Annotated in this window: 15 protein-coding genes; 2 read left to right on the top strand and 13 right to left on the bottom strand. The window is 66.3% G+C overall.

From position 1 onward, the window contains the following. Positions 1-81 precede the first annotated feature (81 nt). The 5 genes from NCCP691_RS05125 to NCCP691_RS05105 form a co-directional block, all read right to left on the bottom strand. On the bottom strand, positions 82-2,373 hold the full coding sequence (locus NCCP691_RS05125; RefSeq protein ID WP_220807164.1) for a methyl-accepting chemotaxis protein: 2,292 nt from the start codon (positions 2,371-2,373) through the stop codon (positions 82-84). A gap of 74 nt (positions 2,374-2,447) precedes the next feature. Continuing rightward, complete coding sequence (locus NCCP691_RS05120) at positions 2,448-3,026, bottom strand: chemotaxis protein CheW (RefSeq protein WP_220807163.1); 579 nt, start codon at positions 3,024-3,026, stop codon at positions 2,448-2,450. 9 nt (positions 3,027-3,035) lie between these two features. Beyond that, positions 3,036-3,401, bottom strand: a complete 366-nt coding sequence (locus tag NCCP691_RS05115; protein ID WP_274387223.1) for a response regulator — start codon at positions 3,399-3,401, stop codon at positions 3,036-3,038. Positions 3,402-3,422: 21 nt separating this feature from the next. Further along, a complete protein-coding gene (locus tag NCCP691_RS05110) occupies positions 3,423-3,821 on the bottom strand; it encodes a response regulator (RefSeq protein ID WP_220807162.1) in 399 nt (132 codons plus the stop codon). Positions 3,822-3,986: 165 nt separating this feature from the next. Continuing rightward, a complete protein-coding gene (locus tag NCCP691_RS05105) occupies positions 3,987-4,139 on the bottom strand; it encodes a rubredoxin (protein WP_220807199.1) in 153 nt (50 codons plus the stop codon). A gap of 99 nt (positions 4,140-4,238) precedes the next feature. On the opposite strand from NCCP691_RS05105, the gene thiD reads away from it, so the two are divergent. Continuing rightward, the gene (gene thiD / locus NCCP691_RS05100; protein ID WP_220807161.1) at positions 4,239-5,063 is read left to right on the top strand and encodes a bifunctional hydroxymethylpyrimidine kinase/phosphomethylpyrimidine kinase; all 825 of its coding nucleotides are present in this window, start codon (positions 4,239-4,241) and stop codon (positions 5,061-5,063) included. Between the two features lie 19 nt (positions 5,064-5,082). Next, entirely contained in the window at positions 5,083-6,363 is a 1,281-nt protein-coding gene (hemL, locus tag NCCP691_RS05095) for a glutamate-1-semialdehyde 2,1-aminomutase (RefSeq protein ID WP_220807160.1), read from the top strand. 42 nt (positions 6,364-6,405) lie between these two features. Here the strand turns inward: hemL and corA are convergent, their stop codons facing one another. From corA to mpl, 8 genes are all read right to left on the bottom strand, one after another. Next, positions 6,406-7,368, bottom strand: a complete 963-nt coding sequence (gene corA / locus NCCP691_RS05090) for a magnesium/cobalt transporter CorA (protein WP_220807159.1) — start codon at positions 7,366-7,368, stop codon at positions 6,406-6,408. Positions 7,369-7,664: 296 nt separating this feature from the next. Next, positions 7,665-8,360 carry a monofunctional biosynthetic peptidoglycan transglycosylase gene (gene mtgA, locus NCCP691_RS05085; RefSeq protein WP_220807158.1) on the bottom strand — a complete coding sequence of 232 codons (696 nt, stop codon included), beginning with the start codon at positions 8,358-8,360 and terminating at the stop codon, positions 7,665-7,667. Further along, on the bottom strand, positions 8,360-9,184 hold the full coding sequence (gene aroE / locus NCCP691_RS05080) for a shikimate dehydrogenase (protein WP_220807157.1): 825 nt from the start codon (positions 9,182-9,184) through the stop codon (positions 8,360-8,362). The genes mtgA and aroE overlap by 1 nt, the downstream gene beginning before the upstream one ends. Next, the gene (locus tag NCCP691_RS05075; RefSeq protein WP_220807156.1) at positions 9,181-10,080 is read right to left on the bottom strand and encodes an energy transducer TonB; all 900 of its coding nucleotides are present in this window, start codon (positions 10,078-10,080) and stop codon (positions 9,181-9,183) included. Before NCCP691_RS05075 ends, aroE begins: the two co-directional genes overlap by 4 nt. A gap of 69 nt (positions 10,081-10,149) precedes the next feature. Further along, positions 10,150-12,210 carry a ribonuclease catalytic domain-containing protein gene (locus NCCP691_RS05070; protein WP_220807155.1) on the bottom strand — a complete coding sequence of 687 codons (2,061 nt, stop codon included), beginning with the start codon at positions 12,208-12,210 and terminating at the stop codon, positions 10,150-10,152. A gap of 12 nt (positions 12,211-12,222) precedes the next feature. Next, positions 12,223-12,813 (bottom strand): chorismate--pyruvate lyase family protein, encoded by a 591-nt coding sequence (locus NCCP691_RS05065; RefSeq protein ID WP_220807154.1) that lies wholly within the window; start codon positions 12,811-12,813, stop codon positions 12,223-12,225. After that, positions 12,810-13,394, bottom strand: coding sequence for a YqiA/YcfP family alpha/beta fold hydrolase (locus NCCP691_RS05060; RefSeq protein WP_220807153.1), 585 nt, complete (start codon positions 13,392-13,394; stop codon positions 12,810-12,812). Before NCCP691_RS05060 ends, NCCP691_RS05065 begins: the two co-directional genes overlap by 4 nt. Continuing rightward, positions 13,391-14,767 (bottom strand): UDP-N-acetylmuramate:L-alanyl-gamma-D-glutamyl-meso-diaminopimelate ligase, encoded by a 1,377-nt coding sequence (gene mpl / locus NCCP691_RS05055; RefSeq protein WP_220807152.1) that lies wholly within the window; start codon positions 14,765-14,767, stop codon positions 13,391-13,393. Before mpl ends, NCCP691_RS05060 begins: the two co-directional genes overlap by 4 nt. Between the last annotated feature and the right edge of the window lie 117 nt (positions 14,768-14,884).

Genomic DNA, 14,884 nt, shown 5'->3' with positions numbered 1-14,884 from the left:
GTCAATGGGCGGCGCGCCGGTGCTTGGCCGCGTGCCGCCCTGCGTTGCTTGTCAGGCCGTGCGCAATGCGAAGAGCGCCGGTCAGGCGGCCACGCGGAAGCGCGACACCGAGCTCTTGAGCTCTTCGGCCAGCCTCGACAGTTCGCGAATCGATTCCGCGGTCTGCTGCGTGCCGTGCTGCGTCTGCTCGGTGACGGTCAGGATGTTCTGGATGTTCTGCGCCACGCCGTTGGCGGAAGTCGCCTGCTGCTCGGTCGCGGCGGAGATGCCCTGAATCAGTTCCGCGAGGCGGTTCGACACGCTGCGGATCTCGGCCAGCGCGGCGCCCGCCGCATCGGACAGCTTGGCACCCTCGACCACGCCCTGGGTCGATTTTTCCATTGCCGCCACCGCGTCGTGGGTATCGGTCTGAATGGTGCGTACCAGCGCGCCGATCTGCTTGGTCGCCTCGGCCGAGCGTTCCGCCAGCCGCTGCACTTCCTCCGCCACCACCGAGAAGCCGCGGCCCGCTTCGCCCGCCGATGCCGCCTGGATCGCCGCGTTCAGCGCCAGCACGTTGGTCTGTTCGGTAATGTCGGAAATCAGTTCGGTGATTTCGCCGATCTCCTGCGAGGATTCGCCCAGGCGCTTGATGCGCTTGGAGGTTTCCTGGATCTGCTCGCGGATTTCATTCATGCCCTTGATCGCGTCTTCCACCGCGCGGGCGCCCTCTTCCGCCGCCGACACCGACTGCCGCGCCACCTCGGCCGATTCGTTCGCGGAACGCGATACATCGGTAATCTGGCCCGCCATCTCGAGCACCGCCTGGCCGGTTTCCTGAATCTCGCGCGACTGCTTCTGGGATGCCGTCAGCAGTTCCTGCGAAATGTCCTGCGCCTGGTTGGATGCGGCGGTCACGCGCTCGGCGGTCTTGGTCACGCGTCCCACCAGGCCGCGCAGTTCTTCCACCGTGTAGTTGACCGAGTCGGCGATCGCGCCGGTGATGTCTTCCGACACCGTCGCCTGCACCGTGAGGTCACCGTCCGCGACTTCCTGCAGTTCGTTCATCAGGCGCAGAATCGCGGCCTGGTTCTGGTCGTTGGCGCGCTTGGCTTCTTCTTCCTGCTTGAGCGCCTGCAGACGCTGTTCGTCGGCTTCCTGGCGGCGCTGGTCCGCTTCCTTGGTGCGGTTGCGGCTGTCCTGCAGCAGAACCAGCGCGACGCCGATCGCCGACAGCAGCGCGGCGGCGGCGCAGGCGATCATCAGCCAGGCCGACCAGTGCTGGGAGTCTTCATCCGCGCGGTAGGCCTTCTGCAGATCGGTCAGGCGCTGCTTGAGGGTTTCGTTCTCGGCGAAGATCAGCTGTTCGGACTGCTTGGCCGCAATGAAGTTTTGCAGGTTGCCGAGGATGCCGGCCACCGATTGCTGGTACTCGCCGAAGGCCTGCTGCAGTTCCAGCAGCTTCTCGCGCGTGTCGGGGTCCTTGGTGGCGGACAGGCGCAGCACGTCGCTGCCGTTGAGGAAGCCCTCGGTGATGTCGCGGAAGGTGTTGGTGTCCTTGCCGAGCAGGAAGGCGGTCTCGGGGTTCACGCCCTCGGAGGTCAGGAATTCGTTGGCGCTTCGGCCGAGGCGCTGGGTCAGCATGACCAGCTGGCCGGCGGCGGAGATTTCGCGCGGGGTGGCGCCGCCCTGCGCCTTGAGCGTGGCGATCTGTTCGGTCAGTTCCAGCAGCAGCGGCGACAGCTCGTTCAGTTTCTGCAGCGTGGTGCCGAAGCCGGTCAGCTCCTTCTTCAGCTTGAGAATCGTCTCGGCCGCCTTGTCGGAGTTCGCCCACACCTTCTGCGCGCCGGCGAGCATGGCCTCCATCTCCGCGTTCGGCGCGTCGATGGCGCGGCCCTGGTATTCACCGCCCTTCATCAGCACGGCGAGGTCGCGGTTGAGTTCCTTGCGGCTGTCGTCGAGCTGCTTGAACGCCTCGAGGTTGCCCTGGATCGCGTTCGGCGCCGCCTTACCCACCCGCTGGGAGTGCATCAGCGCGTCACCCGCGATCTGCGTCTGCGTCGACGTCAGGCTGGAATGGCTGGAATTGACCCACACGAAGGCGCCGCCGAGCACGATGGATGCGCCGAGCGCGCCGAGCAGCAGACGGACCTGCTGCTGCAGCGGCAGGTCGCCGATCAGCGGCAGGCGAATGTCGCCGGTCTTCTGCAGCGCGTCGCCGATGAAGGTCGCGTTCAGGTTGGCGGCGCTGCGGCTGATGGTGTCGTCGCCGAGCTGCGGCGCCCGGTTCGCGGCGAGCGCGCCGTCGGTGCCTGCGGCAATGCCGTCCGCTTCCGCCCCTGTGGCGGGCGCTTCCCGGTTGGCCTTGGAAAAGAGCGGTAGTTTGAACGCCATTACTGAATCTCCTCGTTGAGCTTGTTGCGCTGCGGGACGCGACCGCACGCGCGGCATGTCACTTGCGGCATATGTCAGAGACCGACATGCAGGAACTGCGGGTCTTGTACGATTTCGGAAAGTTTGAGTTCGGTCCAGACGCGGTCTTCGCGGTCGCGCCAGGTGGCGGCGGCCCAGGGCGCAAGCCCGTCCGCCGGGCTCGCGTCGTCGAGCCGCATCTCGTCCAGATTGCGCAGGCCCATCACGCGCGACACCAGCAGGCCGCAATTGAATGCGAGGCCGGGCGCGAATGCGACGATCCGGCTCTCCTTCTCGACAGGCGTGGCCGGCATGCCGAGAAAGCGCGCGAGATCGATTACGCTCACCAGGTTGCCCCGGATATTGGTCAGGCCGACATACCAGTCGCGCGTGAGCGGAACGCGGGTGACAGCGCCGACGGAAACGATTTCGCCGGCCTCCTGCAGATCGAGCAGCCAGTGGCTGTCGCCGATCGCCATGCCGAGGCGGGAGGTGTGGGCGTGCGCGCCGCTGCTCGCCGCCTGCATGCGCTCGACGAGCTGCGCCTGGAATTCGCGCAGCCGTGTGCGGCGATTACCGGCGCCGCCGTCCTTGTCGGCTGCGCCGGGAGCGAGATCCAGCCTGGAGGAGGTCATGGTGCGGACTCAGCCGAGCGATGCGATCTTGGACAGCAGTTCCTGCGGATCGACCGGCTTGACGATGTAGTCGCGGGCACCCTGCCGCAGGCCCCAGATGCGGTCGGTTTCCTGGCCCTTGCTGGTGCAGATGATGATCGGCACGTCCTGGGTCTCGGGATCGCGCGAAATCGCGCGCGTGACCTGGAAGCCGTTCTGGCCGGGCATCACCACGTCCATCAGGATCAGCTGCGGCTTGTCCGCCTTGATCTTGGTGAGCGCTTCCTCGCCGTTTTCGGCGGTGGATACCGAGAAGCCATTCTTCACGAGAATGTCGGTCAAAAAATAGCGTTCGGTCGGGGAATCGTCCACCACGAGAATTTTTTGTATCGGCATCGTATACCTGTATGGGGAGTATTACTTGGAGAGTGCCGGCGCCGTGTACTGGCGCACGGTCTTGAGCAGGCTGTCCTTGGTGAACGGCTTGGTGAGATAGGCGTCGGAGCCGACCATGGCGCCGCGCGCGCGGTCGAACAGACCGTCCTTGGACGACAGCATGACTACCGGGGTGTCGTGGAACCTGGCGCTCTTCTTGATCAGCGCGCAGGTCTGGTAACCGTCGAGGCGCGGCATCAGGATGTCGCAGAAAATGAGCGCCGGACGATGATCGTTCATCTTCGCCAGCGCGTCGAATCCATCGTCCGCGAGAACCACCTGGTAACCTGCCTGACCAAGGAAAATCTCGGCCGATCGACGAATCGTGCTGCTGTCGTCGATCACCATGATCTTCACGCCGCTATCCTCTGATGTTGTCATGACGTTATCTCTCGATCCATCCCAGCAATACTACGGCGCTACTGTAACAAAAAGCAAGATGCTTTAGGTCAAGCATGCTGTTGATCAAGATCAACGTGGTTTTTCTGCGAATGGGTCGATGGAGAACGGCGCGCTTCTTGTTCAGAAGCTCGGATGCTCAGACGTTCAGATGGCCACCATCTCGAAGTCTTCCTTGCGCGCGCCGCACTCCGGACAGGTCCAGTTCATCGGCACGTCTTCCCAGCGCGTCCCCGGTGCGATGCCTTCTTCGGGCAGACCTTCGGCTTCGTCGTACACCCAGCCGCAGATAAGGCACATCCAGGTCTTGAATTCTTCATTCGGCACAGCGCTATTGCTCACGGTTCGCGATCCTTCAATCAAGTAAAATGCAAAGTCGAACATCTTAATCCAGCAGCCGTGCAAAACCAAACTTCTCCGCTGATTCTGACCTTCGGCGCCACCGACCCGATCGGTGCAACCGGCATCCAGGCCGACCTGGCGACCTTCGCGGCCATGGGCTGCCATGGTCTGTCCGCCGTCACCTCTCTGCTGATCGCCGATACCTCACGCGTCGAGGAAGTGCAGGTGATCGACGCCGACTGGGTATCGGACCAGGCGCGCGCGATGCTGGAGGACATGCCGGTGGCGGCGATCAAGGTCGGCATTCCCGGCAGCGTGGAGAACATCGCGGTGATCGCGGAAATCGTCTCCGACTATCCCGAGCTGCCGCTGATTCTCGACCCCTTCGTCAGCGGCCTGCCGCAGCGCGAGGACAACGACGAACTGCTGACCGCCTTGCGCGAACTGCTGGTGCCGCAGGCCACGCTGCTGATCGCCTCGGCGGTGGAACTCGAACGCCTGGCCGAAACCTGGCGCGAACCGGCGGACGACGACATGACCGCGGTGGATGCGATGCATCTCGTCGACACCGGCTGCGAATACGTGCTGGTGACGGGATCCGGCGCGGACGCGCAGGAAGTCTGCAACCTGCTGTTCGACGGCACCGGGCTGTTGCGGGAGGACCGGCGCCCTCGCCTGCCCGGCACTTTCAGCGGCGCCGGCAGCACGCTGTCGGCGGCGCTCTGCGCGATGCTCGCCAACGGCATGGAGGTGCCGGAGGCGGCGGCCGAAGCGCAGGAATTCACGCACGCGGCGCTGAGCGCCGCGCAACGGCTCGGCATGGGCAAGCTCACGCCCGACCGCTACTTCTGGACCCGCGAGCCCGAGCAGCCATCCGATTGACCACTCACCCCATCATTTCATGAACTCCAAGAACGACATCCTGTTCGCGCGCGCCCAGGCGAGCACTCCCGGCGGCGTGAACTCGCCGGTACGCGCCTTCCGTTCCGTCGGCGGCACCCCGCGCTTCATCACCCGCGCCGAAGGCCCCCATTTCTGGGACGCCGACGGCAAGCGCTATATCGACTACATCGGCTCCTGGGGCCCGGCCATCGTCGGCCACGCGCATCCGGACGTGATCCGCGCGGTGCAGGAGGCGGCGACGCACGGCCTGAGCTTCGGCGCCCCGACCGAAGCGGAAATCCTGATGGCGGAAGAGATCTGCCGGCTGCTGCCCTCCGTGGAACAGGTGCGCCTGGTATCGAGCGGCACCGAGGCGGCGATGAGCGCGCTGCGCCTGGCGCGCGGCGCCACCCGGCGCGACAAGATCGTCAAGTTCGAAGGCTGCTACCACGGCCACGCGGACTCCCTGCTGGTCAAGGCCGGCAGCGGCCTGCTCACCTTCGGCAATCCGACCTCGGCCGGCGTGCCCGAGGATTTCGCCAGGCACACGCTGGTGCTCGACTACAACGAGCCGCAGCAGCTGGAAGAAGTTTTCCGCACCATGGGCGACCAGATCGCCTGCGTGATCGTCGAGCCTGTGGCCGGCAACATGAACCTGGTGCGCGCCACCCCCGAGTTCCTGCAGACCATGCGGCGTGTCTGCAGCGAGCACGGCGCCGTGCTGATCTTCGATGAAGTGATGTCGGGCTTCCGCGTCGGCCTCGGCTGCGCGCAGGGACTGTACGGCATCACGCCGGACCTGACCGTGCTGGGCAAGGTGATCGGCGGCGGCATGCCGGTGGCGGCTTTCGGCGGCAGGAAGGATTTGATGCAGCACCTGGCACCCCTCGGCCCGGTCTACCAGGCCGGCACGCTGTCGGGCAATCCGGTGGCGGTCGCCGCCGGCATGGCAACGATGAAGCTGGTGCAGCAGCCCGGCTTTTACGAGAATCTCGGCGCGCAGACGAACAAGCTGGCCGAGGGTCTGACGGCCGCCGCCCGTGAGGCGGGCGTACCGTTCTGCGCGGACGCGGTCGGCGGCATGTTCGGCCTGTACTTCGCCGACAGCATCCCCGCCTCCTACAAGGCCATGATGGCGACCGACAAGGACCGCTTCAACCGCTTCTTCCACGCGATGCTCGATCTCGGCGTCTACCTGGCGCCGTCGGCGTTCGAAGCCGGCTTCGTGTCCGCCGCGCACAGCGACGCGGTGATTGCAGAGACGGTGAGCGCGGCGCGCCAGGCCTTCACCCGGCTCTGATCGTTCCGCACCCGGACGGCGCGGGCCCGCGGGCCCGCGCCGCTACTTCAGCCAGCCGCGACGGCGGAAATACCAGAATGGCGTGATCGCGCTGCCCAGCATCAGCGCCAGCGCGAACGGATAGCCAAAGCTCCAGTCGAGTTCGGGCAGGATGCGGAAGTTCATGCCGTAGATGCTGGCGATGAGCGTCGGCGGCAGGAAGGCGACCGAGGCCACCGAGAAGATCTTGATGATCTTGTTCTGATTGATGTTGATGAAGCCGACGGTGGCATCCATCAGGAAGTTGATCTTGTCGAACAGGAAGGCGGTGTGGCCGTCGAGCGACTCGATGTCGCGCAGGATCTGGCGCGCTTCCTCGAACTGTTCCGAATTGAGCAGACGCCCGCGCATCAGGAAGCTCACCGCGCGGCGGGTATCCATCATGTTGCGGCGGATCCGGCCGTTCAAGTCTTCCTCCTGCGCGATCGCCGACAGCGCGGCGGCGGCGTCGACGTCGGACAGTTCCTTCTTCAGCACGCTGCGGCTGACATCCTCCAGGCTCTGGTAAATGCCTTCGAGCGCATCGGCCGAATACTCGGCGTCCGTGGCATACAGGTCGAGCAGCACGTCCTTGTAATCGGCGATGGAGCCAGGGCGCGAACGGGCGCGCATGCGCACCAGGCGGAAAACCGGCAGGTCTTCGTTGTGCACGGAGAACAGCATGTTGCGGGCCAGGATGAAGGCCACGGTGATGACGCGCGAGCCGTCGTCTTCCTCCAGCAGAAAGTCGGTGCGCAGATGCAGATCGCCGTTCTCCGCTTCGTAGTAGCGGGCCGACGCCTCGATGTCCTTGACTTCGTCTTCGCCCGGCAGGGTGACGCCGTAGATGCTTTTCACCCAGCCCCGCTCTTCCTCGTTGGGATCGGTCAGGTCGACCCAGACCGGCGTCATCTTTTCCAGCTCTTCGCGGGTCTCGATGTACACCTGGTTCAGGCGGCCGTTCTGCAAGACGAAAACATTAATCATGTGCTCTCCCGGCCGCGCCTTCCGATGGGGCGCGGCCCATCCCGCGCTGTTCGCGCGGGCCGATTCGAATCTTCAGGAACGCAATGACGCGCCCCCGCCTGTGGGCGAGAGCGCCGGATGGGACGCTAGCTCGCCGATCTTCCGTCGGTGGACGGTCGACTGTGTGATGTGGGACTACCCAAGACGGGTCTCCGGAAACAAAAACAGCGCAAGTGTACTGACTGGCCTGACAACAGGCAAGCAGCGCCTGACGGTGTTCGCCGCCAGCCTTATGACCGGGTTGTCACGCCGCGGTTCTACGGAATGTCGGCGCCGCCCATGCGCCGCAGAATCAGGTCGGTGCGCCGCTGCAGATACGCCGAGCCGCGGTTCTTGTCGTACCAGCGCGGACGCGGCAGCATGACCGCCAGGCGGGCCGCCTGCGCCGGGCTGAGGGCGGCGGCCGAGACGCCGAAGTAGTGGCGGGCGGCGGCCTCGGCGCCGAATACGCCGACACCCCACTCCACCACGTTGAGGTAGATCTCGAAGATGCGTTCCTTGTCCATCGTCGCTTCGAGCATGTAGGTGATCGCCACCTCCTGGGTCTTGCGCAGGTAGCTGCGCTCGCCCGACAGGAACAGGTTCTTGGCGAGCTGCTGGGTGATGGTGGATCCGCCCGCGACCACCCTGCCCTTCTTCATGTTCTTTTCATATGCCTTTTGCAGGGCTTCCCAGTCGACGCCGTCATGCTCGGAGAAATTCGCGTCCTCGGCGGCGATGATGGCGCGCTTGAGATGATTGGAGATGCGGTCGTACGGCACCCACTGATGCTTGAGCCGGGCACCGGGGGACTTCTTGCGCAGCTCGTCGAGCTGCTGCTCCATGAAACTGGTCGAGCGCGGATTGTGGTCGCGCCACCACCAGATCTGGCCGAGGAAATACAGCTGTATCGCCAGCACCGCGAGCAGCGGCGCGGCGATGGCCCAGAACAGCAGCTTGCGCAGGGGTTTCATCAGAGGCGGGTTCGCAGGTCGGCGAGCAGTTCGGCGGTATGCGGCCGCACGCCGCGCCAGAGCGCGAAGGATTCCGCGGCCTGCTCGACCAGCATGCCGAGGCCGTCGCGCACCGAAGCGCCGTGTTCCGCCGCAAAGCGCATGAAGACGGTCGCCTCGCGGCCGTACATCATGTCGTAGGCGAAGGCGCCGGGGGCGAACACGGCCGGCGGAATCGGCGGCAGCGCATCGCCGAGGCTGGCCGAGGTGGCGTTGATCACGATGTCGAAGGCGGACTCGAGCACCTCGTAGCCTGAACCGGAGACCGGTCCCTCGGCGTCGAACTCGCGGGCGAGATCTTCGGCCTTGCCGGCGGTGCGGTTGGCGACGCGCAGCTGCGCCGGCGCCTGCGCCAGGATCGGCAGGATCACGCCGCGCGCGGCCCCGCCGGCGCCGAGCAGCAGGATGCGCCGTCCGGACAGGGGGATGCCCGCATTGCATACGATGTCGTTGACCAGTCCCACGCCGTCGGTGTTGTCGCCGAGGATGCGGCCGTCTTCGAACCTGAGCGTGTTGACGGCGCCGGCGGCCCGCGCGCGCGCGCTCAGCTCATCCGACAGCGCATGCGCCTCCAGCTTGAACGGCACCGTCACATTGGCGCCCCTGCCGCCGGCGGCGATGAACTCCCGCACCGCCGCGCGAAAGCCGTCGACCGGCGCGAGCAGCCGGTCGTAGCGGATGTTCTGCCCGGTCTCGCGGGCGAACCAGGCGTGGATCTCGGGCGACTTGCTGTGGGCGACCGGGTTGCCGATCACGACATAGCGGTCGGGCGCGCTCGATTTCAATTGCGGCCCCCGAACATCTCGGCCTGCAGCCCGTCGTCGCGGGTGAACTTGAAGCGGGTGGTCATCACCCAGACGTCATCCTTGCCGGCGCTGCGCATGTTCTGCGCGAAGGCGCCGAACGGCGCGGCCCGCTGCACGATGCGGCGCGCGGCCTGGTCGAGCGAGGGATTGCCGGAGGAGCGTTCCACCACCACGCCTTCGTCGCGGTCGGCGGTATAGATGCTGCCATCCTGGAAAATCGAAATGGAAAGCGTGAGTTCGCCGTAGAGCTTCCTGCCATCCTTCTGCGGGAAGTTGAGCGTGCCGAATTTCTCGATGCGCTGGCGTACCGCGTCGAAGTACATCGCGTAGCCGACCTCGCGCGTGCTGGGCGAGATGAAGGTCTTCTTCGGCCGCTTGTTCTCGTCTTCGATGCGCTTGGCGATCTCGGCCTCGCGGCGCAGGATTTCCTGCATGCTGTCGGTGGCGTCGTCGGCGTCCTGGCGGACCTGGCTTTCCTTGCTGGTCTGCTCCTTCGGCGGCGAGGTGGTGACCGGCGACTTGCGGTTGGCCTGCGCGAGCATGCGCTGCTGTCTTTCCAGTTCTTCAATGCGGCGCCGGGCCGCCGTCATGCCGTCGCCGTTCTCATGCCGGCGCATGTCGGGCAGCGGCGAGCTCGCGCGGCCGCTGTCGGCATTGCCGCCGCCGTCGAGATTGGCCTGCGCCAGCGCCTCGGCCTTCAGCGGCTTCCTGTCATGCTTGGCATTGACGAGTATGACTTCCAGTCCGGGATCGGCCGGCTTGAAGCGGAATGCGTCCGGCGGCGCGAAGCGCACCGCCAGCAAGGCGCCGTGCACCAGCACCGATGCCGCAATGGCAATGCTCAGGATGCGGTTTTCAGGGAGGAGTAACTTCACGCGGCGAGAATCTGCGTTGGAATAACCCGGGAATTTTACGATAAAGCCCGGGCGGGCAAGGCGCAGATTTCACTGCTGTACCGATTCCGCACTGCCTTCGACATTGGCCTCGGTACCGGCGGCCTGGCCGCCTGCCTCCGCGCCGGCTTCAGCATCCGTCTCGGCGTCCGTCGTGGCAATTTCATCATCGATCGGCTCCGCTTCATCGGCGACGTCGGCGGTACCCGCCTGCGCATTCACCACCTCGACCAGCCGCGCCTCGACATTGAGGTCGACCTCGTCCCAGCGGATCAGCTCCAGCCGCACCTGGGTACCGCGCGGCAGCTGCTGCATGCCGGGCAGGCGAATCACCAGCGGAATGTCGACCAGGCGCAGGATTTCCTCCTTCAGCACCACGGCCTCGACGAAATGCGCGTTCTCCTGCGTCAGCCAGCGCAGGCACCAGAAGCGCTCCATGCCGGACTGGAAATCGGCATAGGCGGCGTAGGCCGCATCGAAGGCCGAGACGATGGCGAACAGGTCGGCGTCCTTGGGCTTGAACGGCGCCACCAGCGGCGCGGTCACGCCGTTCTGCGCACAGGCGAGGATCTGCCATTGATTCACGAGGTCGGTGTAGCGCCGCAGCGGCGAGGTGCTCCACGCATACTGGTCCACGCCCAGTCCCTGGTGCGGCGCCGCGTGGGTGAGCATGCGCACCTGCATGCGCGCGCCCCAGCCGCCGCCGCTCGCGCCCTGCGCGCGGTAGATGCCGGGCACGCCGCAGTCGTGCATCAGCTTGCCCCAGCTGCTGTTGGCGAAGATCATCAGCTCGGCCACGATCTTGTCGAGCGGCGCGCCGCGCTTGCGGCGCACGATGCTCACCACGTCGTCCTCGACATAGAAATTGAAGTCGACGCGGTTGGTCTGCTCCGGCTTGAGACCGAAGGCGGCGCGCTTTTCCATGCGCCCCTTTTCCAGCACCTGCGCCCATTGCCACAGCACCGCGATATCGGCCTTGTGCGGATACTCGCCGCTGCCGTCGGCCAGGCTTTCCTCCGTCACCAGCTGGTCGAGATCGTTGTGGCGCAGGTTGGCGGCGATCGGCACCAGTTCGGCGCGTGTCTCGGTCGCCAGCACGCGCCAGTCGGCGGTGTCGAGCGTGGCGTAGAGCGACAGCGCAGGACAGCTGCGGCCTTCGCCGAGCGTGTAGGCGTCAACCAGCGCATCGGGCAGCATGGTGATCTTGTCGCCCGGCATATAGACCGTCGACAGGCGCTGGCGGGCCACGGCGTCGGCGGCATCGCCGCGGCGGATCGCCAGGCCCGGGGCGGCGATATGGATGCCGACGCGGACCTTGCCATCCTCGAGGGTCGTCACCGAAAACGCATCGTCGATTTCGGTCGTGGTGACATCGTCGATGGAGAAGGCACGCACCGGCGCCTCGGTCAGCGCCGGCGGCTGCGGCACCGACAGCGCCGGGAAGCCGGTGCCCTTGGGGAAATACTCCTGCAGGAACTTCGCCATGTGCAGCTGCCGCGGCGAAGCGATGCCGCCGGCGGCCAGCATCACGCGCTGGGGCGTGGTCTGCATCTCATTGGCGGCAGCCTCCAGCGCCTTGTATTCGATGCTGTTCTTGTCCGGCCTGAACAGCAGCTGCACCGCGATCGGGCGGAAACTTTCGGGCAGGCGCCCGGCCTTGAGTTCGTCCACATACTGCGCCTGCACCAGCGCCTGCTGCTTCTTCTTTTCGATGCCGGCCAGCGCGGCCTTGAGGGATTCCTCCGGGGCCGCCTTGTAGCGGCCGCGGCCCTTGCGGTAAAAATAGACCGGCGCGCCATGCAGGCGCAGCAGCAGCCCCGCGGCCTCGTGGGGCCTGGGCTCATGGCCGAAATACTCGGCGCCCAGTTCGTTGAAGCCGAATTCGTCCTGCCCCGCCACTTCCCACAGGAAGTCGAGATCGATCTCTTCGGCCACGGTCTTCGCGTCCTGCATCAGCTGCGCGGGTTCGGGCGCGGTGAACTGCAGCAGCACGTCGCGGGACTTGACCTTGGTGCGCTTGCCGGTAGCCAGTTCGACCTGGAAGGCTTCGCCCTGCTGGGCCAGTACCGCGCCGGCCTTGAATTCGCCGGACTCTTCGAAAAATAGGTTCATCGATTGCGTCGCTTATGCAGCGTTGAGTAGTTGGAGCCCGTCGCGCGGCTGGCTGTGCAGCTGGGCAATCGCGGGCAGGAACAGTTCGGTGACCAGCAGCAGGCCGCGGCCGCGCCGGTACAGGCAGCGGCGCGCCGGCAACGGGCCGGCGAAGGTCTGGCCGAGGGCGGCACCCGCCCTTCTCACCAGCGGATGGCGCGGCCGCAGCAGCGCGTATTCGAGCTTGCCGCGCCCCACCCGGGGGTCGCCGAACAGGGTGGTCCCGAGCGAGCGCTCGCCGAGACCGCGAAAGAAAGGCCAGTCGGCACCGGCCGACAGCGGAACGACGGTGTGCGCATAGACGACCGGCCGCCCGTCGCAGCGCAGCAGCACCTCGCGCGCGTGCACCTGCAGGCGCCGCGGCAGGCGCAATGCCGCGCGTTCATCGGCAAGGCAGGCCGCATGCCCCTGCGCCAGCCGCTGCACGCGAAACTGGCCGCAGTGGCGCTGCAGCTTCACCGTCAGCGACGCCTGGTCGGTCAGCCAGCCGCGCAGGAAAGCGGGAACGGCCGCGCGGTTGACATGCGCCTGCCACCGGGCGAAGGCGACGCCGGAATGACTCATCGGGCCTGCTCCGCCGCGATGCCGGCGAATGCCAGCACGCGGTCCACATAGTGCGCGAAGTCGGAGATGCCGTGATCGCTGCCCTCGATGATGCAATGCCGCGCGCCCGGGTAATGCGCCTGCATTTCGCGCCAGTCGAGCACTTCATCGCCGGTGGCGGCGACGAGAAAGTAGCGTTCCGGTCGCGTGATGCGGGCGACCGCGAGCGCGCGCAGTTCGTCGATGTACTCGCGCTTGAATTCGAAACGCTCGTCGGAGTGATACGCGGTCGTCACGCCCACGTATCGCTCGAGGTCGCGCGGCGGCTTCACCGCCGGGTTGAGCAGCACCGCGCGGCAGCCGAGCTGTTCGGCCAGCCAGGTCGCGTAATAGCCGCCGAGCGAGGATCCGACCAGGGTCAGCTGCGCAGGACCCATGCGCCGCGCGATGTCGTCGGCCAGCGCGACGGCCTGCGCCGGGGACGCCGGCAGCTGCGGACAGGCGTATTCCTTCTCGCGTCCGAGCGTGCGCATGCGGTCGGCCAGCATGCGCGCCTTGAAGGACTGCGGCGACGAACGAAAGCCGTGCAGATAAAGAATCATCGGGGCAGCGCGTCGAGCAGTTTCTGGTGCACGCCGCCGAAACCGCCGTTGCTCATGACCAGCACATGATCGCCCGGCCGCGCGGCCGCGACCACCGCCCGCACCAGCAGGCCGATATCGTCGAAGGCGCTCGCCTTGTCGCCCAGCGGCGCGAGCGCCTCGCCCAGGTTCCAGCCGAGCGCATCCTTGCCGCTGCTGGCGCCGTAGCCGAAGACGAGGTCGGCATCGGCGAGGCTGCCGGGCAGCGCTTCCTTCATCGTGCCGAGCTTCATGGTGTTGGAGCGCGGCTCCAGCACCGCCAGGATGCGGGCGGCGCCGATCTTCTTGCGCAGGCCGCCGACGGTGGTGGCGATCGCGGTCGGATGGTGGGCGAAGTCGTCGTAGACGGTCACCCCGTTGACCACGCCGCGCACTTCCATGCGCCGCTTGACGCTGACGAACTTGCCGAGCGCCTCGATCGCGAGCGCCGGCGGCACGCCCACATGCCGGGCGGCGGCGATCGCGGCCAGCGCGTTGAGCCGGTTGTGCTCGCCGGTCAGCTCCCACTCGACCGTGCCCTGCACCTCGCCGTTGAAGCGCACGTCGAAGCTCCCGTCCTCATGCTCGGCCAGCGACCAGCCCTGGCCGTCGGCCGTGCCGAACCATTCCGACTCGCTCCAGCAACCGCGCGCCACCACGCGCCTGAGCGAGTCCTCGCGGCCGTTGACGATCAGGCGCCCCACCTGCGGCACGGTGCGCACGAGGTGATGGAACTGGGTTTCGATCGCGCCCAGGTCGGGGAAGATGTCGGCGTGGTCGTATTCCAGGTTGTTGAGGATCGCGGTCTTGCTGCGGTAGTGAACGAACTTGGAACGCTTGTCGAAGAAGGCGGTGTCGTACTCGTCGGCTTCGATGACGAAGAAACTGGAGTCGGCCTCGCGCCCCGACAGCCGGGCCGAGATGCCGAAGTTCATCGGCACGCCGCCGATCAGGAAGCCCGGGTGGTAGCCGGCGTCCTCGAGTATCCAGGCCAGCATCGAGGAAGTGGTGGTCTTGCCGTGGGTGCCCGCGACCGACAATACCCACTTGTTGCGCAGGATGTGCTCGCCTATCCATTGCGGGCCCGAGACATAGGGCAGGCCGCGGTTGAGGATTTCTTCCATCAGCGGATTGCCGCGCGAGACCACGTTGCCGATCACGAAAAGGTCGGGAGCGAGATCGACCTGCGCCGGGTCGAAACCCTCGATCAGCCGGATGCCCTGCGCTTCGAGCTGGGTGCTCATCGGCGGGTAGACGTTGGCGTCGCAGCCGGTGACCGTGTGGCCGGCTTCCTTGGCCAGTACCGCCAGGCCGCCCATGAAAGTGCCGCAGATGCCGAGGATATGGATATGCATAGGCAGAATGAAAATAAAAATCTGACTGAAACGGCCGGAGAAAGGTCCAAGGGAGTCCAGGGGGACGGTCCGAAGGGACGAGCGGAGGCTGACCGGCCGCCGGGGAAACCGAGATTC

Origin of the sequence: Noviherbaspirillum aridicola (genome assembly GCF_019656455.1) — a bacterium.
In the GTDB taxonomy this organism is placed as follows: domain Bacteria; phylum Pseudomonadota; class Gammaproteobacteria; order Burkholderiales; family Burkholderiaceae_D; genus Noviherbaspirillum; species Noviherbaspirillum aridicola.
The sequence above is the reverse complement of the archived record's forward strand: the minus strand, read 5'-3'. Positions and strand labels throughout refer to the sequence as shown.